The sequence below is a fragment of the Tenacibaculum sediminilitoris genome, from assembly GCF_964513795.1.
GTDB classification, from domain to species: domain Bacteria; phylum Bacteroidota; class Bacteroidia; order Flavobacteriales; family Flavobacteriaceae; genus Polaribacter; species Polaribacter sediminilitoris.
Map to the genome: position 1 here is coordinate 31,899 of NZ_CAZEQR010000007.1, position 22,174 is coordinate 54,072.

Annotated in this window: 20 protein-coding genes; 11 read left to right on the top strand and 9 right to left on the bottom strand. The window is 31.3% G+C overall.

All coding sequences use genetic code 11. From position 1 onward, the window contains the following. Positions 1-143 precede the first annotated feature (143 nt). Positions 144-1,841, bottom strand: a complete 1,698-nt coding sequence (lysS, locus tag ACKTSW_RS03020) for a lysine--tRNA ligase (RefSeq protein ID WP_408023794.1) — start codon at positions 1,839-1,841, stop codon at positions 144-146. Positions 1,842-2,255: 414 nt separating this feature from the next. Continuing rightward, a complete protein-coding gene (locus ACKTSW_RS03025) occupies positions 2,256-2,756 on the bottom strand; it encodes a DUF456 domain-containing protein (protein ID WP_408023795.1) in 501 nt (166 codons plus the stop codon). Positions 2,757-2,874: 118 nt separating this feature from the next. Here ACKTSW_RS03025 and ACKTSW_RS03030 point away from each other — a divergent pair, with 118 nt between their 5' ends. The 5 genes from ACKTSW_RS03030 to ACKTSW_RS03050 are packed head-to-tail and all read left to right on the top strand — an operon-like array spanning position 2,875 to position 7,050. Then, a complete protein-coding gene (locus ACKTSW_RS03030; protein ID WP_408023796.1) occupies positions 2,875-3,348 on the top strand; it encodes a hypothetical protein in 474 nt (157 codons plus the stop codon). A gap of 1 nt (position 3,349) precedes the next feature. Then, positions 3,350-3,718 (top strand): BlaI/MecI/CopY family transcriptional regulator, encoded by a 369-nt coding sequence (locus tag ACKTSW_RS03035; protein ID WP_408023797.1) that lies wholly within the window; start codon positions 3,350-3,352, stop codon positions 3,716-3,718. After that, positions 3,715-5,241 (top strand): M56 family metallopeptidase, encoded by a 1,527-nt coding sequence (locus ACKTSW_RS03040; RefSeq protein WP_408023798.1) that lies wholly within the window; start codon positions 3,715-3,717, stop codon positions 5,239-5,241. Before ACKTSW_RS03035 ends, ACKTSW_RS03040 begins: the two co-directional genes overlap by 4 nt. A gap of 49 nt (positions 5,242-5,290) precedes the next feature. Beyond that, positions 5,291-6,544: a tetratricopeptide repeat protein gene (locus ACKTSW_RS03045; protein WP_408023799.1), complete on the top strand. Its 1,254-nt coding sequence runs from the start codon at positions 5,291-5,293 to the stop codon at positions 6,542-6,544. A gap of 35 nt (positions 6,545-6,579) precedes the next feature. Beyond that, positions 6,580-7,050: an energy transducer TonB gene (locus ACKTSW_RS03050; protein WP_408023800.1), complete on the top strand. Its 471-nt coding sequence runs from the start codon at positions 6,580-6,582 to the stop codon at positions 7,048-7,050. 2 nt (positions 7,051-7,052) lie between these two features. Here the strand turns inward: ACKTSW_RS03050 and ACKTSW_RS03055 are convergent, their stop codons facing one another. Beyond that, positions 7,053-8,561 (bottom strand): GH3 auxin-responsive promoter family protein, encoded by a 1,509-nt coding sequence (locus ACKTSW_RS03055; RefSeq protein WP_408023801.1) that lies wholly within the window; start codon positions 8,559-8,561, stop codon positions 7,053-7,055. Between the two features lie 66 nt (positions 8,562-8,627). Here ACKTSW_RS03055 and ACKTSW_RS03060 point away from each other — a divergent pair, with 66 nt between their 5' ends. Continuing rightward, positions 8,628-9,422, top strand: a complete 795-nt coding sequence (locus ACKTSW_RS03060) for a DUF2797 domain-containing protein (protein ID WP_408023802.1) — start codon at positions 8,628-8,630, stop codon at positions 9,420-9,422. On the opposite strand, the gene ACKTSW_RS03065 is transcribed toward ACKTSW_RS03060, so the two are convergent. The 3 genes from ACKTSW_RS03065 to ACKTSW_RS03075 all read right to left on the bottom strand — a co-directional run bounded on the left by ACKTSW_RS03065 (position 9,417) and on the right by ACKTSW_RS03075 (position 12,789). Next, complete coding sequence (locus tag ACKTSW_RS03065; RefSeq protein WP_408023803.1) at positions 9,417-10,031, bottom strand: HD domain-containing protein; 615 nt, start codon at positions 10,029-10,031, stop codon at positions 9,417-9,419. The genes ACKTSW_RS03060 and ACKTSW_RS03065 overlap by 6 nt on opposite strands. Positions 10,032-10,073: 42 nt before the next feature. Beyond that, entirely contained in the window at positions 10,074-12,194 is a 2,121-nt protein-coding gene (locus ACKTSW_RS03070; RefSeq protein ID WP_408023804.1) for a carboxy terminal-processing peptidase, read from the bottom strand. 79 nt (positions 12,195-12,273) lie between these two features. Then, positions 12,274-12,789 carry a hypothetical protein gene (locus ACKTSW_RS03075; RefSeq protein WP_408023805.1) on the bottom strand — a complete coding sequence of 172 codons (516 nt, stop codon included), beginning with the start codon at positions 12,787-12,789 and terminating at the stop codon, positions 12,274-12,276. A 115-nt stretch (positions 12,790-12,904) separates the two neighbouring features. Between ACKTSW_RS03075 and surE the strand changes: the two genes are divergently transcribed. The 5 genes from surE (at position 12,905) to ACKTSW_RS03100 (ending at position 16,133) form a co-directional block, all read left to right on the top strand. Further along, positions 12,905-13,675: a 5'/3'-nucleotidase SurE gene (gene surE / locus ACKTSW_RS03080; protein ID WP_115901697.1), complete on the top strand. Its 771-nt coding sequence runs from the start codon at positions 12,905-12,907 to the stop codon at positions 13,673-13,675. Then, the gene (locus ACKTSW_RS03085) at positions 13,663-13,950 is read left to right on the top strand and encodes a hypothetical protein (protein ID WP_408023806.1); all 288 of its coding nucleotides are present in this window, start codon (positions 13,663-13,665) and stop codon (positions 13,948-13,950) included. Before surE ends, ACKTSW_RS03085 begins: the two co-directional genes overlap by 13 nt. 9 nt (positions 13,951-13,959) lie before the next feature. Then, the gene (gene lpxB, locus ACKTSW_RS03090) at positions 13,960-15,072 is read left to right on the top strand and encodes a lipid-A-disaccharide synthase (protein ID WP_408023807.1); all 1,113 of its coding nucleotides are present in this window, start codon (positions 13,960-13,962) and stop codon (positions 15,070-15,072) included. Between the two features lie 8 nt (positions 15,073-15,080). Next, positions 15,081-15,638 (top strand): C40 family peptidase, encoded by a 558-nt coding sequence (locus ACKTSW_RS03095; RefSeq protein WP_408023808.1) that lies wholly within the window; start codon positions 15,081-15,083, stop codon positions 15,636-15,638. A 120-nt stretch (positions 15,639-15,758) separates the two neighbouring features. Continuing rightward, complete coding sequence (locus ACKTSW_RS03100) at positions 15,759-16,133, top strand: C40 family peptidase (RefSeq protein ID WP_408023809.1); 375 nt, start codon at positions 15,759-15,761, stop codon at positions 16,131-16,133. Between the two features lie 670 nt (positions 16,134-16,803). Here the strand turns inward: ACKTSW_RS03100 and obgE are convergent. The 3 genes from obgE to secDF all read right to left on the bottom strand — a co-directional run bounded on the left by obgE (position 16,804) and on the right by secDF (position 22,088). Next, positions 16,804-17,793: a GTPase ObgE gene (gene obgE / locus ACKTSW_RS03105; RefSeq protein WP_408023810.1), complete on the bottom strand. Its 990-nt coding sequence runs from the start codon at positions 17,791-17,793 to the stop codon at positions 16,804-16,806. A 100-nt stretch (positions 17,794-17,893) separates the two neighbouring features. Then, positions 17,894-19,012: an adenylate kinase gene (locus tag ACKTSW_RS03110; protein WP_408023811.1), complete on the bottom strand. Its 1,119-nt coding sequence runs from the start codon at positions 19,010-19,012 to the stop codon at positions 17,894-17,896. Positions 19,013-19,109: 97 nt separating this feature from the next. Beyond that, positions 19,110-22,088 (bottom strand): protein translocase subunit SecDF, encoded by a 2,979-nt coding sequence (gene secDF, locus ACKTSW_RS03115; protein WP_408023812.1) that lies wholly within the window; start codon positions 22,086-22,088, stop codon positions 19,110-19,112. Positions 22,089-22,174 lie beyond the last annotated feature (86 nt).

Here is a 22,174-nt window from a genome sequence, read left to right on the forward strand (position 1 = left end):
TAGGTTTGGTTATTTGATTTACTAGAGAAAAAAAATATTGATATTGTTTTTCTATTTACAAATAATTCTTGTTTTAATTTTTTACTGGTAGTATTAAAAAATAAATAATAACCAATTTAGTGTAAAACAAGATAAGAATATCATTATATGATTTCAACAAACAAACCTTCTTCAGTTTTCTCAACTTTTGCAAGACTATTTTTGGTTAAACCTTTAATAGTTTTGTCCCATTTTTTATTTGATAAACCGCTTTGAGATTTTAACTCGTTCAATGCTATTTTTTCAGCTTTTTCTAGCAAAACTAACAAAGCTTTTTCATCATCGTTCAGTTCAACAGAAGGAGCCTGTTTTTCTGGTTTCATTTGAGGAAAAAATAATACTTCTTGAATAGACGGATTATTCGTTAAATACATTACCAAACGATCCATCCCAATTCCTAAACCAGAAGTAGGAGGCATACCATATTCTAAAGCACGTAAGAAGTCTTGATCAATAAATTCACCTGCTTCATCATCACCACGAGCTGCTAATTTTAATTGTGCTTCAAAACGTTCACGTTGATCGATTGGGTCATTCAATTCAGAATAAGCATTGGCAATTTCTTTACCACATACCATTAACTCAAAACGCTCAGTTAATTCAGGATTATCACGATGCTCTTTACACAACGGAGACATTTCTTTCGGATAATCGGTAATAAATGTTGGTTGAATGTAGTTTCCTTCACATTTTTCACCAAAAATCTCATCAATTAACTTTCCTTTACCCATGGTGTCATCCACTTCTATTCCCATTCCTTTAGCTGCTTTTCTAATTTCATCTTCTGACTTTCCGTAGATGTCAAAACCAGTAAAGTGTTTTATAGAATCTGCCATAGTAACACGTGCATATGGAGCTTTAAAATCTACTTTATGCTCTCCAAAAGTTGCTTCCGTAGTTCCGTTCACTGCCAAAGCACAATGTTCTAATAATTTTTCTGTGAATTCCATCATCCAATTGTAGTCTTTATAAGCTACATAAATTTCCATTGCAGTAAATTCTGGATTATGTGTTCTGTCCATTCCTTCGTTACGGAAGTTTTTAGAAAACTCATAAACTCCATCAAAACCACCTACGATTAAACGCTTTAAGTATAACTCATTTGCAATACGCATATACAATGGAATATCTAATGCATTATGATGCGTAACAAAAGGTCTTGCAGCAGCTCCACCAGCGATAGGTTGTAAAATTGGGGTTTCTACTTCAAAATATCCAGCATCATTAAAAAACTGACGCATCGCATTAAATAATTTTGTACGCTTTACAAATACTTCTTTTACTTGCGGATTTACCACTAAATCAGCATAACGCTGACGGTAACGCATTTCAGGATCGGTAAATCCGTCAAAAGTATTTCCTTCAGCATCTATCTTTGGTAATGGTAAGGGTTTTAAAGATTTACTTAATAATTTAAAACCTTTTACCATTACAGTAATTTCACCTACTTGAGTTTTAAACAACTCTCCTTCAATACCTACAAAATCACCAATATCTAGTAATTTCTTGTATACATCGTTGTACAAAGTTTTGTCTTCTCCAGTACAAATTTCATCTCTATTAAAGTACACTTGAATACGCCCTTCACTATCTTGCAATTCAGCAAAAGAAGCCTTTCCTTGAATACGACGAGACATTAACCTACCAGCAATTACGACCTTCTTTCCTTCTTTAAACTCCTGTTTAATCTGTTTGGAATTAGAATCTAATGGAAATAAATCTGCTGGGTATGGATTAATACCCAATTCACGTAATTTTGATAGCTTTTCTCTACGTACAACTTCTTGTTCTGATAATTGCATTGACTTAATTTTTAAGTAATTTTAATTTGAAGGTGCAAAGATACAATCAATTACAAAATTAAGCAATGGTAGTGTAATATAGATTTTATAAAAAAAAGTTATTTTAATTTGTGTTTTTCTAAAAAGGGTGTATATTTGCAGGCTGTCAAATTCAAAAAAGGCAGCGTTTAGTTGTGTTGTTAGATACTTTAAATAGTATCATGGTTTTGTTAACCAATGGAAAGCTTCCCTTAGATGGGTTGCTTTTTTTTTGCGCTTTATTTACGTTTTTTTAGAAGCTGTTTCCCGCTTTCCGCATTCGTTCTTTGCAAGGAGCTTAAACAAATACTACAATCGGGGCTAAGTTCATTTGTCTTTTTTCTCCCTTAAATAGAGTGTTAGATAACCTAAATAAAGTACGAAGAGGATGCTTTTCTAAAAGAAGGCACTTTTATATTCCCAAAACTTTACAATAAATAATACAAGAAATACTGTAGAGATCAAAAACTTAATAGTGGCAGAAGCTAAAAACCCTAAAAATGCACCAAAAGAAGCTTTAATAGCTCTGTTAGTATCTTTACTGTCATACATTAATTCACCAATTAGAGCACCAATCAGAGCACCGATAAAAATTCCGAAAGGAATAGGAGAGAGTAATCCTATAATTAAACCAATTGTAGTACCGTATACCCCATATTTTGTACCTCCAAAATGTTTGGTTCCTATAGCTGGGATAAAATAATCAAGAAAAAATATAATGACAGCAATAGCTAAGGTGATTCCTAAAAATGTCCAATTTTGTGGTATAACTTTGGTGAAGTGTAATAAAAGTAAGCCTACCCAGCTAGTAATAGGTCCCGGCAATACAGGTAAAAAAGAGCCAATTATTCCTAAACAAACAAATGCAAAACCTAGTATCACTAAAAATAAATCCATTAATTTTTTTATTGATAAGACGAAGATATTAAAGCTTTGTTACATACTTGTAACTAAAAAATTAGTTTAAACTAATTTTTTAGTTATATTTGTTTGTGTAATTTAAAAAGTATTAGAAGTGAAAAGAGGATTACTAATTTGTTTATTATTTGTGTTATTTTCATGTAATAAAGAAAATAAAGGAATAGTTGTAAACCTTCAAGATAAAATAGCATTTGATGAAATAAAAAAGTTAGAATTAGATACCAAGTATAAAAATTTGTTGAATCCAGAATTTACAGCAGATGAGGAGTATGAAGAAGTGAGAAAATCTTGGATTAATTTTCATAAACAAGTAGGGGAGATTTTGAAAGAAAATGATTTTGAATGGGAGATAAAGGGTAATTCTATAATAATACTCAACAAAATCTATTTTAATAAAAATGGAGAAGTGGACTATATGGTATTTAAAGTAATGAATGAAAATGTTACCGATGGTAAAAAAGAAGCCTATGAAAAGTTATTGTCTGAAAATATTACAAAGCTTAAAATAGATTTAAAAAGAAAAGAAAAGTACGCCCAATGTGGTAAGATAAAATATTTAAATCATTAAAATGAGTAAACAGTTAACGAAGGCAGAAGAGCAAATAATGAAGGTGTTGTGGGAGCTAAAAATAGCTTCGGTAAAAGAAGTAATAGAACAATTACCAGAACCTAAACCAGCATACAACACAGTTTCAACAATCATCAGGATTTTAGAAACTAAGGAGTTTGTAGGGCATAAACCAAAAGGTAGAGGGTACGAGTATTATCCGTTAGTAGAAAAGGCAGAGTACAGTAATGATAGTTTACACAAACTAATGAACGGTTATTTTGGAGGCTCATTTAAAAGTATGGTATCATTTTTTATGAAAGAAAATAAAATGGATATTCAAGAGCTAGAGAGTATTTTAAAAGAAGTGAATAAAAATAAGAAGCCATGATAAACTATATCATTCAAGTTGTATTATTTCAGGTGCTTTTTGTAGCTGTGTACGATTTCTTTTTAAGCAAAGAAACCTTTTTTACCAAAAACCGATGGTATTTGCTGGGTACAGCAGTGCTATCGTTTGTATTGCCTTTGTTTAAAATTCCAACAGTTCAAAAAGCAGTACCGCAAGAATATTACATTCTATTACCAGAGGTAGTGTTGTCACCTCAAAAAGTAATTGAAAAAGCGGCTTGGTATCAAACCATTACTTATTTAGATGTATTGTTTTGGAGTGGATGCATATTGTTTCTTATCGTGTTTTTAGTAAAATTAGAGCGTATTATACGATTAGTTTTACGGCACGGAACTACCCGAAAGGACAATTATAAATTGATATTGCTTCCAAATGAAACCAAAGCTTTTTCATTTTTCAACTATATTTTTTTAGGAAATGACATTCCTTCTCAAAAAAGAGAAAAAATCATTCAGCATGAGTTAGTACATAGCGAAGAAAAACACACGATAGATTTATTGTTTTTTGAGTTTTTAAAAATAGTAATGTGGTTTAATCCAATAGTATATGTATATCAAAACCGTATTTCATTAGTTCATGAATATATTTCAGATGCTGTAGCCAGCAAATCAGATAAAAAAGAAAACTATATAAACCATTTACTCGCTGATATTTTTCAGGTTGAGCATATTTCGTTCATTAATCAATTTTACAAACATTCATTAATCAAAAAACGAATTATTATGATGACGAAAACACAATCCAAAAAAGTTAAACAATTAAAATATATGTTACTAATTCCGCTATTAGGAAGTATGGTTTTATATACTGCTTGTTCAAATGAAACAAGTAACGTTGAGCAACAAAAGGAAAATTCGGTTATGTATTTAGATGAGGCAGGAATTAATAAGCAAATTTTTGAATCAAAACAATCTTATATGGATACGTATATGGGAGCTGAAGAGCCTAAAACAAATAAAGTAGAGTTAAAAGACTTAACAAGTCTAGAGTTGTCTGAATACAAAGAGGTTATAAATAGATTTAAAAGAAGAGGTCAAGATGTTAACTTTAAAATTTATGAGGGATTTGAGAATAAGGATAGAAAAATCTTATTTATAGATATGAGTGCTTCACTACAAAAAGTTAAGTCTAATAAAGAAAATAAGATAGAAGGAGAAGAGGTTCCTTTCTCTATGATGGATAAAGCACCAACATTTCCAGGATGTGCAGAAGGAGATAAAGCTTGTTTTAATAGAAGTTTACAACGTTTTTTAGTTGATAAATTTGACGATTCTTTAGCAAAAACTTTAGGGTTACCTTCAGGAAGGAAACGAATTTATATTCAATTTAAGATAGATAAAAAAGGGAATGTTACAGATATTAAAGTAAGAGCACCACACCCTACATTAAAACAACATGCAGAAGAATTGGCACAAGAGTTGCCGAAGATGCAGCCAGGAGAAAAAGACGGAAAAATTGTAGAGACTGGGTTTGTATTACCTATCACATTTAACGTAGAATAAATTAATTACATTGGTCATAAATAACCAATTGAAAACCAAAAATAGAAACATGAGAACTAAAATTTTACTTATTGTTTTTGTAATGGGAATTTTAAAAGTTGATGCACAAGTTTCGACTTTTAAAACAATAGATAGTTTAGTAAATATAGGACGCTATCAAACAGCACTAACAAAGTTACATGAGTTAGACACTACTTTTCAGTCAACTTCAAAAGTAGCATCAATTTATGCATCCATTGATAATTATAAAAAGGCCTCTTTATATTATGAAAAAGCATTGGAGTTAAAAGATGATTATTCAGTAAAAGTAAGGTTAGCAAAAGCATATAAAAAAGAGAAAAAACTACAAAAAGCTATTGATGTTTATGAAGGTATTGTAAATAAGGATGCTGAAAACATACTTATTCAGTATCAACTCGGAAAACTGTATGCACAAACAAAGCAACCAGCTAAAGCAATAGATACTTTTAAAAACATTATTAAGCAAGATAGTACGAATGCAAATTACCATTACCGATTAGGAATTGCTTATGGAATGCTAAAAAAGAGAAATCTAAAAATTAATAGTTTTTTAGAGGCTTATAAAAATGATACAACCCACATTAAATCTATTCACCGCTTAGCATTAGCCTATACTTTATTAAGAGATAAAGATTCAGCAAACATTTTTGTAAATAGAGGTTTGGTAGTGAGCCCAAATCATATCAACTTAAATAAGTTGAAAATTAACAATTTATATAGAAAAGAGAAGTTTACTGAAGCCATTCAATTTTTGAAAAGAATTGATACTCTAGAGCCTAACGAACATTACACACAAAAAATGTTAGGGCGCTGTTATTTTAACCTAAAGAAATATGACAAAGCAAAAAAGTACTTTAATAAGGCTATAAGAATTGATAGGTCAGATTTTAAAGCATATACCTATTTAGGTGATATCAATTTTGAAAAGAAAAAGTTTTATAAAGCTCAGCTAGATTATATGGTGGCAACTTTTGCGGGTAAAGAATCAAGAGATGTTGAGTATTACCAATTAGCTAGAGTGTATAAAGAATTAGGCAACCTTAAAGAAGAGGTAAAGTCTTATAAAAGATCTTTTGAAGAGAATAGGAAAAACTATAAAGCCTTGTATCAACTAGCTAAAACTAGCGAAGATTATTACAAGGATAAAAGAATAGCTTATAAACATTACAAAGATTATGTAAATCGTTTTGAAAGAAAAGATTCGGTATTAACAAAACATGCTGAAGCAAGATTAAAAGAAATTAAAAAGTACTATTTTTTACAAGGAGAGATTTTACAATAGTATTTAATTTGTATATTAATCTTAAAATCAATAAGATGAGTTTTCGCTATGTAGCTTTTTTACTTTGTGCTTTACTATGTTCTTCTTGCGACTTCTTTTCATATTTAAAAAAAGAAAATGGAAAGGCTGTAGATACTGTTGTAGACTTTACAAAAGTAGATGAGTTTCCTTCTTTTAGTAAATGTAAAAACTTACTTAATGAAGCAAGAATTAATTGTTTTAGAGAAGAAATTTATAAAAGAATAACTGAAAGTTTACAAGAATATAATTTTGTGACTAAAAACAGCCTAGATGAAGAGGTGTTAATTGATGTTTTAATTAATAAGGATGGAAAGTTTGTTTTAGGAAAAGTTACAGCCTCTGACATAGTTACTAGTCAATTACCAGAATTAGATAGTATTATAAGGTTGGTAGTAGAAAAATTACCTAGAGTTAGTCCAGCGATGAAAAGAGGTATTCCAGTAACAATAAAATACAAGTTACCAGTTAAGATTGAGGTAAATTAGAATTATAACTTTAAAAGTTCTTCAACAAAATCTCGACTATTTGATAAACGAGGAATCTTATGTTGACCACCTAACTTTCCTTTTTCTTTCATCCATTCGTAAAATAATCCTTGGCGGGCTTGATGTACCTTAGGCATAGCTAAAGTCATATTATTATAACGTTTAGCTTCGTAATCTGAATTGCAATTTTTTAAGGCATTATCTAACATTTCAGTAAAAAAAGCAAGATTTTCAGGAGGTTTTTCAAATTCTATAATCCATTCATGGGCACCATTTTCTTTTCCGTTCATAAAAATAGGGCCAACAGTATATTCCTTAACTTCACAATTGGTCTTATCACTTGCAGCTTTTAAAGCTTCTTCTGAGTTTTCTATAATTAATTCTTCACCAAAAACATTAATATGATGCTTGGTACGTCCAGTAATTTTTATACGATAAGGGCTTGTTGAAGTGAACTTGAGAGTATCACCAATTAAATAACGCCATAAACCTCCATTGGTCGTAATAATTACTGCATAGTTTACATTTTTCTTAACTTCAGAAAGAGGAATAGCTGTTGAGTTTTCTCCGTTATATTCACTCATAGGAATAAACTCATAAAAAATACCATAATCTAACATTAATAGCATCTCATCAGAATTATTACGGTCTTGAATCGCAAAAAAACCTTCTGAAGCATTATAAGTTTCATAATACTTAAAATCGTCTCTCGGAATTAGTTTTTTATACTGCTCACGATAAGGATTGAAGTTGATACCTCCATGAAAATAAACTTCTAAATTGGGCCAAACTTCTAATATATTATCCTTTCCAGTTTTTTCAAGTACTCTATTTAGTAGTACTAGCATCCAAGAAGGAACTCCTATTAAACTTGTAATATTTTCATGTATGGTTTCATTAATAATGGCTTCCATTTTTGTTTCCCATTCACCCATTAATGCAGTTTCTTGTTTAGGAGCAGAGCTAAAGTCTGCCCAAAAAGGCATGTTTTCAATAATAATGGCTGATAAATCACCAAAATAAGTATTGTTGTCTTCGTATACAGCAGAGCTTCCTCCTAAACGCAATCCTTTTCCTGTAAACAACTTGGCATCTTCGTTGTTGTTAATGTATAAACATAACATATCCTTTCCTGCTTTCATGTGACAACCTTCAATGGCTTCATCACTTACAGGAATGAATTTACTCTTTGCATTAGTAGTTCCGCTTGATTTGGCAAACCAACGAATAGGAGTAGGCCAAAATAAATTCTGTTCACCTTTTCGACAGCGCTCAATAAGTGGCTCAATACTTTCATAACGTTGAATGGGAACGTTATTAGCAAAATCACTATAATTTTTAATTGAAGAAAAATCTTGCTGTTTTCCAAATTCAGTATTTTTTGCAACACTTACAAGTTTTAATAATAGTTCATTTTGAACATCAACAGGGTACTTTAAAAATAGCTCCACTTGATGTTTACGCTTTTTTAAGAACCAAGAAATGATTGAATTTATAAATGGAAACGTCATAGATTAACTCTTAATTCAGTTTTTTTACTGTAATTTTGTGAAGCTAAATGTAACAAAATTTAAGACATGCAATACCAAGGAGTTTTAAAAAAAATGCCTACTGAAAATTTAAGCACAGTTCAGTATTATTTAGATATGGGAGCTGATTTTTTGAATATGAACCAGTTATTGAATAAGGAGTTAACCTTAAACTTTGTTACTTACGAGTGTTTAAATTGTCATTTAGAAAAGAAAATATATCGTCAGGGGTTTTGTAAAAAATGCTTTTTTGAAATTCCAACAGCAGGTGATTGGATAATGCGTCCTGAATTAAGTAAAGCGCATTTAGGAGAGGAAGATAGGAATTTAGAATATGAAAAAAAGGTACAGTTACAACCACATATTGTGTATTTGGCAAACTCAAGTAATGTAAAGGTAGGAGTAACAAGAAAGCAACAGGTACCAACTCGTTGGATAGATCAAGGCGCACATGAAGCTATTGAAATTGTTGAGGTACCTAATCGTTATTTAGCCGGAATTACTGAAGTTGCCTTAAAAGAGCATGTTGCAGATAAAACAAATTGGAGAACCATGCTAAAGAATGATATTAAGGATGAGAACTTAGTAGAGTGGAGAGAAAAGTTGCAAGAGTTTATTCCTGATGAAGCTAAAGAATATTATATAGCTAATAACACTGAAACTAATATTAAATTTCCAGTTGAAAAGTTTCCTAAAAAACCTAAAAGCTTAAATTTAGAAAAGGAAGAAAGTTACACAGGTAAATTAGTAGGTATTAAAGGGCAATACTTAATTTTTGAAGATGAAACAGTGTTTAATGTTCGCTCTAATGAAGGATTAGTAGTTAAAATTGAGCTATTATAATAGTTCAATTTCTTTCTGAATATTTTTTCGTGCTGTTTCCTCGAACTTTTGGTGAAAGTATTCTGTTTTGAATATATTTTTCATAGTTAAAAAGTGTTGTAAAGCTTTTTTACGCCCAGAGTTATAAACTATATTAGGATAGAATGCGTATTCTTTCCGAACATTTTTATAATATTGAGTATATACTTCCCAGTTTTGACCCAAAATTGATAAATCAGCATCTGTAAAGTAGTTGGTGTTTGAATCTTCAGATGTTTTATGAGATTTAGTGGCTAAAATCTGAGAATAGCAATTTTCTATAATTTCTTTAGGTACTGAAAGTTGTTTCATCCTTTTAGCAGCTAACTCTGCACTTTTTTCTTCATTATTATTTTTTAAAGAATTATAGATAATATCATGATAAAACAGCGTGAATAAAATTGTGTTCCAATGACTTATTTTAGTTCTTATAGGAGTTAGTTGAAAAAGCAAATTTTCAAGATGTTCTAATGTGTGATAATGTCTTTTTTTACTAGTATAATGCTCTTCTATTTCTTGCCATAATAAAATATTGAAGTTGTTATCGTTTGAATAGCTGGCTAGCAGATTTAAAAAAGTATTTTTTAGCATAAGAGGAAGCAAAAAGAAAAAGGGTTCAAGTGAACCCTTTTTTTAATGTTTTACAGCCACATGATTATTGTTCATTTTCAATTCGTCAAGAACGTTTAACGCTTCATTTACATAAATGTCTTTTTGAAGGTTTTTGTGCCATGCAACTCTTTTTTCTTCTAAAACAGTATCCTTTTTAAATAAGTTTAACTCATACTTAGGAGACACAAAAGTTAGATGAGAATCAAATTTAAAAATGTCTTTAAATTGTTCTCCTTCTTTAGTTTTAGCTTCGTTTTCTTCCTTAAAGGCTTTGTAGTTTAAAGAATAAATTCTTTCTTCTTGGTTTTTCTTTAACCATTTAGCATAGTCGTTTATTTTATTAAACTTTTCGTTATTCATTACACGTTGCTTACTGTTGTATACTACATCAGCAAAGTTACTATATGAATTTGTAGCAGTATATTTTGCTTGCTGTACCTTATCCCAAGGTAAAGCACCATCTAAATCACGTTCTCCAAAATCCATATAACTATATCGGGTAGGTAAAGAAATATCAGAATAAACTCCTTCAATTTGAGTAGAGCCACCATTAATTCTATAAAATTTTTGAATGGTCATTTTTAAAGCACCTAAATCGTTAGGGTATTGTTCGTAAAAACGGTTTATAGGTAATACATTTTGCACGGTTCCTTTACCGTAAGTTTGTTTACCACCAATAATAACACCACGCTTATAGTCTTGCATTGCAGCAGCAAAAATTTCAGAAGCTGAAGCAGAAAATTCATTAACCATTACTACCAAAGGTCCTTCCCATTGAATTTTTGGGTCTGTATCAATCTTTACTAAAGGATCTTCACCACGGTATTTTACTTGAACAATTGGTCCTTTGTTGATAAATAAACCACCAATTTCAATAGCTGTTTTTAATGATCCACCACCATTATCACGTAAATCAACAATTAAACCTTGAACATCTTCTTTTTTTAAACGTTCAATTTCTTTTTCCATGTCTTTGGCAGCATCTCTACGGCTTAAGTCATTAAAATCTATATAGAATCTAGGAAGGTTGATAACTCCATATTTTTTACCATTTTTTTCAACAATACTCGACTTTACAAAAGTTTCTTCAAGCTCAACTACATCTCTAATAATTGGGATTACTTTAATAGAACCATCAATTTTTTTCTTTACAGTTAAACGAACTTCTGTTCCTTTTTTTCCTTTGATAAATTTTATAGCGTCATCTAAACGCATTCCAACAATATCTAAAGGCTCTTCATCACCTTGTGCAACTTTTAAAATAATATCGTCAGCTTCTAATTCACCTTGTTTCCATGCTGGGCCTCCAGAAATTAACTCAATAATGTGAGTGTAAATTCCTTTTTTCTGCAAACGAGCTCCAATCCCTTCTAATTTACCAGACATTTCTTGATCGAAACGGGTTTTAATTCGTGGAGACATGTAGGTTGTGTGCGGGTCAAAACCACTAACTACACTATTTAAAAATGTAGAATACCAATCAGAGTTCTCAAGCTCACCAATACGCATGTATAAATCGTCCATATTTTTTAGGACTTTCTTTCTTGCTTCAGTCTCTAATTCTTTAAAACTTTTCTTTTTAAAATTCTTATCTTTTTTAGCTTTTTCGTTTTGTTGGTTTTCGGCATCTTCAATATTACTTAAAATCGATAATTTTAATTGTTTTCTCCAGTAATTGATTAATTCGGTTTCGTTTTCAGCATACGGAACTTTGTCATAATCAATATCAATAGTTTCCTTCTTTTTATAATTGAAAGGTTGTTTTAATAAAGAACGATAGGTCTTTTTACCCGACTCCATTTTTTCTAAAAAACGATTATAAACCAATTTGTAAAAATCAATATTAGATTCTCTTAATTGGTTGTCAATTTGGTATTTATACTTTGAAAATTCTTTTAGGTCTTTTTGTGTAAAATATCGTTTACTAGGATCAAGTCCGTCTATAAAATTAGTATATACATGTTCTGAAAAATCATCATCCAATTCTTTTTGTACATAATGATACCTGCTTAAAATATTTTTTAAAACATAAACAATTACACGATCTTTTTCAGGGTCATTATTAGGAAGTGTACTAGAACTAACTGAGTTAGAAAATAAAAGAGTAATTGTTAAAAATGGTATAATAAATTTCGTCTTCATAAAATCTTCTGTCTTGTTTAATTTTGTATTGAGTACTTGTATTGCTAAGCTACTAAAATAATGCCAATTTTTTTTAGGTTTATCTTTTTTTATAGATCCCTCTAAAAACTTCTTTAATTTTTTTATTATCCTTATCAAGGTAATCCCATACTTGAGTTACAGAACTATCTTTGTTCTTAGTCCAAGTAATTCGATTGTAATAATCACCGTTGTCATTTACTACAAGATCACTTTTTAAAACCATAGTGTTGTCTTTAAAACTACCTTTTAAAACTAATGAAAAACCGGTGTTGTCAATCCATACTTGATTCCAAGTGTTGTTTGTTTTGTTGTAATAGTTGTAACTAGTTCCTTTACTTTTTGATGTTTTTGAAGTCCAGTTTTCTTGAATAGCACATGCATTGGGCATTTTCACAACTATATTGTGTCCTATGAGTTCCCCTTTAGTATTGTATACATCCCAATTTCCTATCCAAAAATTAAATTCAGAATAACTAATTTCACTGCAGGGTTTGATAGGCTTATCTTGTGCAGAAATAATAGAGAAAAAAGAAGAAACAATAAAAATAGTTACATAAACAATAATACGTACCATAATGTTTAGGTTTGATTACCACAATTTTACACATAAATAAAACCAATCTATCTTTAAAAAATGTTAAAAAAAGAATCCATTATTTATGTTACATTTGTTGTAAAACTTACTTACTATGCAAGATAGACCTTTAATTTTGGTTACGAATGATGATGGAATTACTGCTCCAGGAATTCGTATGTTAATTGAAATTATGAATAAGATTGGTGATGTAGTTGTAGTAGCGCCTGACAGCCCTCAAAGTGGAATGGGGCATGCTATTACGGTTAACAATGTATTGCATTGTAACCCTATTACTATTGATGAAGGCCCGCAAATAGAATATAGTTGTTCTGGTACACCGGCAGATTGTGTTAAAATGGCAAAGAATGAAATTTTAAATCGTACACCAGATTTATGTGTTTCTGGAATTAATCATGGAGCAAATTCATCAATTAATGTAATTTATTCTGGCACAATGAGCGCTGCAGTTGAGGCTGGTATCGAAGGGATTCCTGCAATAGGATTTTCACTTTTAGACTTTGATTGGCATGCAGATTTTAGAGCAGCACGAAAGTTTATAGAGAAAATAGCGTTAAATGTTTTATTGAATGGATTACCTGATGGAGTAATTTTAAACGTAAACATTCCAAAGCTAAAAGAAGACGAGATAAAAGGAGTTCGTATATGCCGTCAAGCTAATGGTTATTGGAAAGAAACATTTGATAAACGTAAAAGCCCATTTGGAAAAGAATATTACTGGCTTTCTGGTGAGTTTATTAATAGAGATAAAGGTCAGGATACTGATATTTGGGCATTAGAAAATGGATTTATATCTGTAGTGCCTGTTCAGTTTGATATGACAGCACATCACGCAATTCAAAAGTTACATACATGGGACATATAAGAAAGGAAATATTTATTGGTATTTTAATCTCATTATTTGCAACAACCTGTGGCTTTTTTCTATACTTAGAATACATGTCAGATCTTAGTTTCTCAGAAACTATTTCTAAAGTTAGGCAAGGAGGAGTGTTAGGTTCAGTCATAGCATTAGCTGCCATACCTAACTTATTTGTTTTTTGGGTGTTTTTAAAAAAGAAACAAGATTATAGAGCAAGAGGAGTATTAATAACTACAATTGTAGTGGCATTATTAACAGTGTTTTTTAAATTTTTCTAAATTTAGTAGATGAAATATTACATTCTTGTTGGAGAGGCTTCTGGTGATTTGCACGGAGCTAATTTAATGAAGGCATTATTACAAGAAGACCCAAAAGCAGATATTCGTTTTTGGGGAGGAGATTTAATGCAAGAGGTTGGGGGTGAGCTTGTAAAGCATTATAAGGAACGTGCTTTTATGGGCTTTGTTGAGGTGCTAATAAACTTGCGTAAGATTTTAGGAATGATTTCTTTTTGTAAAAAAGACATCGTTCAATTCAATCCAGATGTAATTCTTTTTATTGATAATTCAGGTTTCAATCTTCGTATTGCTAAATGGGCAAAACAACAAGGCTTTAAAACCAATTATTATATATCACCACAAGTTTGGGCAAGTAGAGCAGGTAGGGTAAAAGATATCAAACGAGATATAGATGAAATGTTCGTAATTCTTCCATTTGAAAAAGAGTTTTATAAAAAATACGAATATGATGTAAATTTTGTTGGACACCCATTAATTGATGAAATCGCAGGAAGAAAGCAAGTTTCTATAGAAAAGTTTAGAGAAGAACACAGTTTAGGTCATAAAGAAATTATAGCACTGTTACCTGGAAGTAGAAAACAAGAAATAACAAAAATGTTATCGGTAATGCTTTCACTAGTTAATGATTTTCCAAAATATCAATTTGTAGTAGCTGGAGCCCCAAGTCAATCTTATGAATTTTATCAACAAATAATAGGCGATGTAAATGTAAAATTCATTAATAATAAAACCTATGATTTATTAAGTATTTCATATGCTGCGTTGGTAGCATCTGGAACCGCAACATTAGAAGCGGCTCTGTTTAAAGTCCCTCAAGTAGTTTGCTATAAAGGAAATAATATTTCATACCAAATTGCTAAACGAATTATTACGTTGCGTTATATCTCATTGGTGAATTTGATTATGGATAGGGAAGTGGTGAAAGAATTGATACAAAACGATTTTACTAAGGAAAATTTAAAACATGAGTTAGCACGTATTTTAGAGTCTGAACATCGTCAACAATTGTTTTTGTCGTATTTTGATTTGGAACAGAAGTTAGGAGGCAAAGGAGCTTCTGCAAAAACTGCCAAATTAATTGTTGATGGATTGAAAAAATAAAATAAATTATGATTAAAAAAATCCTCTTTTTATGTACACTATCATTTTTTATGACTTCATGCGGATCGTCAAAAAATGTGAGTAGTACCTATCAAAAAACAGCTTCAACAATGACACCTAGAAAAGTTGATGTTGCAAGTACTAAGTCAGAGGTTACAGAAGAGGTCGTAGTAAAAGAAGTAACAGTTGCCGATAAAATTGTTTGGACAGCAGTAACTTATAAAGGAGTACCTTATCGCTTTGGTGGAATGAGCAAAAGAGGAATGGATTGTTCTGGATTGATTTTCACCTCGTTTAAACAACGAAACGTGCCTATTGCCAGAAGTTCTCATGAAATGTATAGACAAGGAGAAAGGATTCCGTTACGAGAAGTACAAAGAGGCGATTTGTTATTTTTTAAAACTTCTAGAAGAAGAGGGCGTATAAACCATGTTGGTTTAGTAACTTCTGTTGATAATGGCGATGTTCGTTTTATTCACTCAACTACTTCACAAGGAGTTATTGTAACCTCACTACACGAACATTATTGGAAACGTGCTTTTATTGAAGCCAAGCGAGTATTATAGTATATGAATAGGCGGATACTTTTTTTGTTTCTTTTACTTGGTTTTATAGTTTTTCGCTATGTAAATCAAGGTAGTAGTAAACAGGAATTTTCAGAAAACCAAATAGAAAATCCAATAATTATGGAACTTTTAGCAATCGCCAATTCTTACAAAGATGTTCCATATAAAGCAGGAGGTACTACTCGTAGAGGAATGGATTGTTCTGGGTTGGTATATATATCTTTTAAGAAAGTAGGTGTTCAGTTACCACGTTCATCAAGTGCTATGAGTGTTAAGGGCGAGAAAATAAGTTTAAAAAAGGTACAATCTGGTGATTTATTATTTTTTGATATATCTCGCTTAGAAGGAGGAATAAATCATGTAGGACTTGTAACATCTATTGACAAAGGTGATATTCGTTTTATTCACTCTACAACCTCGCAGGGAGTAATAGTGTCTTCTATGGATGAAACGTATTGGAAAGAAGAGTTTGTTATTGCTAAACGGATTTTTTAAGAAGAGTATTTTATTTTTTTCTTGATTATAAAGGTTTTGTGAAGAATAACAAGGGCTTAAAAATGTCTTTTTGGTTTTTAAATTTTATTGAAAATTCCCTGCCATTTATCACAGTCATTGAAAATATTTTTTTTCAATTTTTTAACCTCTCAAATACGATTGAATTTTCCAAGTTTCTTTTTTAGATTTTATAAATTAAACTTTCTTAGATTAACTTTTTCTAAGTGGCTTATATTCACAGGTTCAATTAAATTAGTTGATATATAAGTATATTGCTTTTTTATTTTTTGTTCAATCTATTAATCCACTTACTGCTTAGGGTTTTAGTAACTACGACAAGTTTGTTTTTATAAACCCAACTTCAAACTTTAGGAATACCTTGAGTTTTAATTCTCCATTCAACTTGATTAAAGTTAGGTTTGCCAAAAAGGATTTTTACGGCTTTTTTAGCCTGTCGTTCATTTCGATAATTTATTATAATCTCATACAGTGTTTGTTGTTTTGATTATCAAAAAAGTATAATACTAAAGGACTGATTATTTTTATTTTGAGCTATTATCGAAAGACTTAAGAATAGTAAATAGATACAAAAATATGTTATTATGGTGTATTTTTATTCATGTTAGGTGTGCTAGAGTATTGCTTTTTGATATTCTTATTGAAGTTGAAATTAATTCAACATCTGCCATAATTTATCTTTTAATTCCATTAAACCTTGTTGAGCAACAGATGAAATAAATAAAGTTTCAATACCTTTAGGTAAATCTTGTTTAATCTCCTCTCTTAATTCATCGTCTAACATATCCGATTTTGAGATAGCTAATAAACGATCTTTATCTAGTAATTCGGGGTTATGTTTACGTAATTCATTCAACAAAATTTCATACTCCTTTTTTATATCCTCGCTATCGGCAGGAATTAAAAATAGTAGGGCAGCGTTACGTTCAATATGACGTAAAAAGTGATGTCCTAAACCTTTTCCTTCGGCGGCACCTTCAATAATTCCAGGAATGTCGGCCATCACAAAACTTTGATGGTTACGGTACTCTACAATTCCTAAATTAGGTTTTAAGGTTGTAAAAGCGTAATCAGCAATTTTAGGTTTGGCAGCTGTGATTACAGATAATAAGGTAGACTTTCCTGCGTTAGGGAAACCTACCAAACCAACATCAGCTAAAACTTTTAATTCAATACGATACCAACCCTCTAAGCCGTCAATACCAGGTTGAGCATAACGAGGGGTTTGGTTAGTTGAAGATTTAAAGTGCCAGTTTCCACGACCTCCTTTACCACCTTCTAATAAGATGATTTCTTTTCCATCTTCTATGACTTCGTGTAAAATTTCATCAGTATCAGCATCACGAATAATAGTTCCTAATGGAACGGGTATGATAACATCATCACCATCATGTCCTGTACTTCGGCTACTACTACCGTCACCACCATGTTCAGCTCTGAAGTGACGTTTAAATTTTAAATGGAAAAGTGTCCACATATTCTTATCACCACGAATAATTACGTGTCCACCACGACCACCATCTCCACCATCTGGTCCCCCTTTAGTAATGTACTTTTCGCGGTGTAAGTGTGCAGATCCACGACCACCTTTACCTGATGACGCGTAGACTTTAATATAGTCGACAAAATTTCCTTCAGTCATTTCTTCTGTAATGTCATTCCTACTAAGGTAGAAACTTTGTTAATATTATATTCTTTATATTATGACATTACTGAGCTTACAGTAGTATCATAATAAGGTATTATAGTGTGTCAAATACGTCTGATAAACGTTGTGTAATTTCTTCAATAGAACCTACACCATTTATTCCGTAATAATTACCTTGTGCTTGGTAAAAATCTTTTAAAATAGCCGTTTTAGTATTGTATTCGTTAAAGCGATTACGGATTTTACTTTCATCCATATCGTCAGAACGACCACTCGTTTTTCCTCTTTCTAATAAACGTCCAACTAGTAAATCTTCTGGAACTTCTAAAGCCACCATTCCGTTTATACGTTCACCTTTTTCAGCTAAAAAAGTATCTAAGGCTTTTGCTTGAGATTCTGTACGAGGGAATCCATCAAAAATAAATCCAGATGCATCTGAATTTTTATTTACTTCCTCTTTTAGCATGTTAATAGTAACTTCATCAGGAACTAAATCACCAGCATCAATATACTTCTTTGCTAATAAACCTAATTCAGTTTCATTTTTAATATTAAAACGGAAAACCTCTCCTGTAGATATGTGTACTAAATTGTATTTTTCTTTTAAAACTTCTGCTTGAGTACCTTTTCCTGCTCCTGGAGGGCCGAATAATACGATGTTTTTCATGTTGGGTTGTGTTGTTAATTGATAAATAGCAGGTAAATTTCTACCATAACCTTTGTAGTCTAACCCGTAACCAACTATAAACTTATCTTCAATGCTTTTTCCAACATAGTTTATGGGTAGCTCTTTACGGTATACATCTGGCTTATAAAAAAGTGTTACTATTTTTAATTCTTTTAAGTTTTTTGTTTTAAAGATTTCATAAATCTCTTGAAGGGTAGTACCTGTATCAATAATATCTTCTAAGATAATAACAGTACGACCCGATAAGTCTTCATTAAGACCAATTAAATTTTTCACATTCTCTGTTGAAGTTGTGCCTTCGTAAGAAGAAAGTTTGACAAAACTCATTTCACAGTTTCCGTTGTACTTACGTAAGAAATCGGCAGTAAAAACAAAGCATCCGTTTAAAATCCCTATAAAAAAAGGAATTTCATCTTTGGGTAGATCGTTTTTAACTTGTATTGCTAAAGAAGTTACGATAGCTGAAATTTCATCAGCAGAAATAAATTCTTTAAAGTATAAATCGTGAAGTTTTGTAATTTTCATCTTATATTTAGAAAGTGCAAAGATAGTTGCTTGATATTAAATGAAAAAACCGTTTTGAATAAACTTCAAAACGGTTTTATGTATGTTTATGTAAGAATTACTTGTTTTCCTCTTTTTTAGAAACGTCAAACATAATTGGCGTTGCAACAAATAAAGAAGAGTAAGTACCTACTACCACACCTACGATTAATGCGAACATAAATCCTTTAATACTATCTCCCCCAAAGAAGAAAATAGCTAACATTACTAGTAATGTTGTTAGAGAGGTGTTGATGGTTCTTCCTAAAGTACTGCTTAAAGCTTTATTAACTAAGCTAGCAGTAACTGTATTTTTACCTTCTGTAAATTCTCTAATTCTATCAAAAATTACTACGGTATCATTTAATGAATATCCTACTACTGTCAAGATTGCAGCGATAAAAGATTGACCGATTTCCATATCAAATGGCATGAATTTGTATAATAAAGAGAACACACCTAATACTACCAATACATCATGGAAAACAGCTACTACCGCACCGATAGAATAGGCCATTTTTCTAAAGCGTAATAAGATATATAAGAATACTACTATTAATGAGCCTAATACTGCCCATAAAGCAGCCTGCTTAATATCATCAGCAATAGTAGGTTCTACTTTCATATAACTCATAATTCCATTTCCAGCTTTTTCAAAACCTGGTTTGAAGTCTTCATAAGTAGTATCGCCTAAATAAGGTTTTAAACCGTTGTATAAAGCACTTTGAACATTTTGATCAACCTCTTTTCCTACTTCGTCAATTTTAAAGGCAGTAGTAATTTTTAATTGATGATCAGAACCATAAGTTTTTACTTCAGGAGCAGAACCAAATACATCTTTTAAAGCATCTGCTACTTCGTTACTTTTCATAGCTTCGTCAAAACGAACTATATATGAACGTCCTCCTTTAAAATCCACTCCTTGTTTTAATCCTACTGTGAAAATAGACACTAAACCAACTAGAATAAAGAACCCTGAAATAATGTAAGCAATCTTACGCTTTTGTAAGAATTCAACATTAATGTTTTTAAACCAATCTTTAGATATATTAGTATTGAAAGTTAAATTACTTCCTTTATTAACACCACCGTCAATAAAAAGGCGTGTTATAAAAATAGCGGTAAATAAAGAAGTACCAATACCCAACATTAAGGTGTATGCAAAACCTTTAATAGGTCCAGTACCAAAAACAAATAAAATAACTCCCGTTAAAAAAGTTGTAATATTAGCATCAATAATTGCAGATAAAGCTCCTTTAAAACTAAATCCTTCATCTACTGACTCTGATAAGTTTTTACCACCATTTAACGCTTCTTTAATTCGTTCAAAAATAATCACATTGGCGTCCACTGACATACCAATGGTTAAGATAATACCTGCAATACCAGGTAGTGTTAATACAGCTCCGAATGAAGCTAGCCATCCGAAGATGAATAAAATGTTTACTACCAAAGCAATATTAGCATATAACCCTGCTTTACCATAGTATAAGAACATCCAAACTAAGACTAAAATAATAGCTAACCCGAACGACCATAAACTGGCATCAATAGATTCTTTACCTAAAGATGGACCAACAACCTGTGCTTGTATTATACGAGCTGGAGCTGGTAACTTACCCGCTTTTAATACGGTTGAAATATCTTGCGCTTCAGTTACTGTCATGGTACCACCAGAAATTTGCGTGCTACCTCCTGTAATAGCCCCATTTACTACTGGTGCAGTATATACATAGTTATCTAATACCACGGCAACATATTTACCAACATTTTCGCTAGTCATCTTTGCCCACTGCTTAGTTCCTGAACCATTCATTAACATAGATACAACAGGCTTGCTTAATTGGTCGTATTCTTGCTTAGCGTCAGCAATTACGTCACCATCAATTGGAGCTTTATCTTTTCTGTTAGATTTAATAGCGTATAAACCAATAACTTCTGTTCCATCTGCTCCTGGTTGAGATTTATAATCCCATAAGAACTTAGTATACTTTAAGTTGTTTGGTAATAAAGCTGTTATTTCTTTATTCTTTAAAAAACTGTTTACTTTTGCGGTATCTTGAACTCTTGCTTGTGCAACTAAAGAACTTACTTGCTGTTGACTTTGAGCCACATTTGGAAATAAGTAAGTGAATAAATTCTTTTGAGTTTCAACATTAGTTGAATCTGAAGATTCTCCTAATAAATCATCAATATCATTGTCAGCTTTAGTAGTGTCTTTAACTTTCTCCGTAGTTGAATCATCTTTAAGCATCTCCGCAACTTTTGCGTTTGCTGCAAAGAAAAAGCTTTGTACGTCTGCATTCGTATGTACTTCCCAGAACTGTAATTCAGCAGTACTTTGCAATAATTTTTCTACACGATCAATATCTTTTGCTCCAGGTAATTCTACTTGAATTCTTCCAGAAGTACCAATACGTTGAATGTTTGGTTGTACCACCCCGAATTTATCAATACGGCTACGCAATACTTCAAAAGCAGTGTTGATAGAAGTGTTAATTTCTTCTTGTAAAGTCGATTTAACCTGCTCGTTTGTTTTGTTGAAGTCTATTTTATCACGTAAAGCTTTTGTTCCAAAAATGCTTGGGTCGCTTAACTTAACACCATCGTTGCTTAATTTTTCAAACTCGTTGTAGAATAAGTCTAAGTAATTCTCTTGGCTGTCTTTTTGAGCTTCGTCTGCATTTGTTAATGCTTGCTTAAAAGTTGTGTTTTGAGAATCGTTAGATAATCCGATTAAGATATCTTTTACCGATACCTGTAAAATTGCATTAATACCCCCCTTTAAATCAAGACCAAGGTTCATTTCCTTGTTTCTGATATCGTCGTAAGAGTACTTAGCAAATCCTAAGTTTACTACCTCTTTGTTAGCTACGCTATCTAAGTATTTTCTTTCATATCTAGCTAAAGACCTTCCGTTGTTATCACTAACATTTGCCTTAGCATACTGTTTCGCACTATCTTCTACCTTATTGGCAAAAAACGTGAACGATAATTGATAAATACTTACTAAACCAAAAAGTATAGCAAATAATTTAATTAATCCTTTGTTTTGCATTGTAAATAATTTAAATCGACTTTATTTTAAAAACGTGCAAATATAGCGTTTCATTAAATGAAAAGCCAATTCTTTTACCATATTTA